The following is a 1818-nucleotide window of genomic DNA, read 5'->3' as shown; positions in this document are numbered from 1 at the left end:
CTGGCCCCGGGCGAGCTGAGCGCAGGTACGCCCGCCAGCGGCGACCCGGGGCAGGACGACGCCGGCCCCGACGCGGGTTTCCCCATCCGCGTCCGGGCCGGCGTCGCCGTCCGTCAGGCTCAGCGGACCCCGCAGTCCGGGGCCGACCAGTCGGTGGTGTTCGAGGTGCGGTCGCGGTTGTTCTCCCGCCGCGAGTCCACGTGCACGTGGTCGTCGTGGTCCGGGGCGCCGGGGCCGTAAATGCCGCTGAAGCCGCGGCTGCGGGCGTCCTGGGCGATCCGGCAGAGCGACGACGTACGCGAGACGACGTCGGCGGCGTTGCCGTAGAGGTGCTGGCTGTCCGACGCCCCGCCGACCTGGTTGTTGCAGGCGCGGCTGCGGAAGCCGCTGTTCACGTAGAGCGGCTTGTCGCCGAGGCCGTGTCGCATCGCCTCCAGCTTCCACATGGTGCGCAGGGCGTTCTGCCGGGTCTCGGCGGGCGTGAGCGGGCCGCCGCTCCAGCCGCCGCGACCGCAGCCGTCGTCCAGCTCGGTCCAGGCGAAGTGGCGCGGGGTGCAGTCGTTGTCCTGGAGTTCGTAGATCTTGGCGAAGGTCTGCGGCCCGGCGACGCCGTCGGCCCGCAGCCCGTACGCCGACTGGAACCGCTTGACCGCGGCGGCGGTCTTCGGTCCGAAGCGCCCGTCGTTCTCGACGATGTCCCGGTAGCCGGCCCAGCCGGCGACCCGGATCTGCAGCTGGCGGACGTCGCTGCCGGAGCGGCCCTGGTAGAGGTTGCGGTTCCACGTGTAGCAGCCGTCGGCATGGGCCGCTGGCGCGGCGACCACCGTGGCGATCGCGGCGCCCGGCAATGCCAGGGCGAGTGCGACAATCGCCCGCTTCAAGGTGTTCCTGCGCACAGAAGTCCTCCCGATAGGAGAGTGAATGGGGTGGCCTCCGGGACATCGACCGGGACGTCCCGCGATTTCCACCTTGGCAGTCGCTGGGGCGGTTGACGGCGATTAACGAGAATTGTCCTCACGATCTGCTGTTCCTGTGTCTTGCCTGGCAATTGCGCCCATTTGCGAATCACCCATTCGCTCCCGACGAACCGCAGGAACCCGCGAACGGGACGGTAAGTCGCTTCCCGTCACACCGAGGGTGATGTTCTCCGGACGGCCGGAGCCGGTAACGTCAGCACCGCCGTTGGACGGGGAGGTGGGCGTGGCGCGCGGTGGCGTCTTCTGCGTCGAGGGCCAGTGGCACCGCGACCTCAACGAGCGCGGCTCGGTGCTGCCCACCCTGGAACTGCTCGAACGGCTCGGCAAGATCCGGTTCATCCACAAGGACGCGGCGACCCGGGACGAGCTCTTCTACTTCATCGACCGCTGGCTGCTCAAGCAGTACGCCGACTACCGGGTGGGCTTTTTCGCCATGCACGGCGAGCCGAGCCGGCTCTGCCTCACCGACTGGGAATCGGTCGACCTCGCCGACGTCGCCGAGCTGATGGCCGGTCGCTGCGACGGCCGGCGGCTCTATTTCGGCAGCTGCTCGGTGCTGCGCGCCTCCGACGCCGCGCTGCGGGACTTCCTCGACGCCACCGGGGCCGCGCTGATCTGCGGCTTCACCCGGGAGGTCGACTGGGTCGAGTCGGCCGCCTTCGAGACCGTGCTGCTCGACGTGCTGGCCAACGGCCAGCGGCACAACGCCGCCGAGCTGCGGATGGGCTCAGCGCACTGGGCGCCGCTGGCGTCGTACCTCGGCTTCCGGGTGATCTACGCCAACGGCCGCGCCTGGCGGCCGGCGGTCCGCCCCCGCGTCCCCGCCCAACCCGCCGCCCGC

At 71.0% G+C, this 1818-nt stretch carries 2 protein-coding genes; one reads left to right on the top strand and one right to left on the bottom strand.

The annotated features are described in order from the left end of the window. Positions 1-119: 119 nt before the first annotated feature. Complete coding sequence (locus tag NCC78_RS31485) at positions 120-896, bottom strand: D-Ala-D-Ala carboxypeptidase family metallohydrolase (protein ID WP_250799080.1); 777 nt, start codon at positions 894-896, stop codon at positions 120-122. Between the two features lie 304 nt (positions 897-1200). Here NCC78_RS31485 and NCC78_RS31480 point away from each other — a divergent pair. Next, positions 1201-1818: DUF6642 family protein (locus NCC78_RS31480; protein WP_250799079.1), on the top strand; the 618-nt coding region annotated here is incomplete at its 3' end.

The organism is Micromonospora phytophila (assembly GCF_023656545.1).
Classification (GTDB): Bacteria; Actinomycetota; Actinomycetes; order Mycobacteriales; family Micromonosporaceae; genus Micromonospora; species Micromonospora phytophila.
The sequence above is the reverse complement of the archived record's forward strand: the minus strand, read 5'-3'. Positions and strand labels throughout refer to the sequence as shown.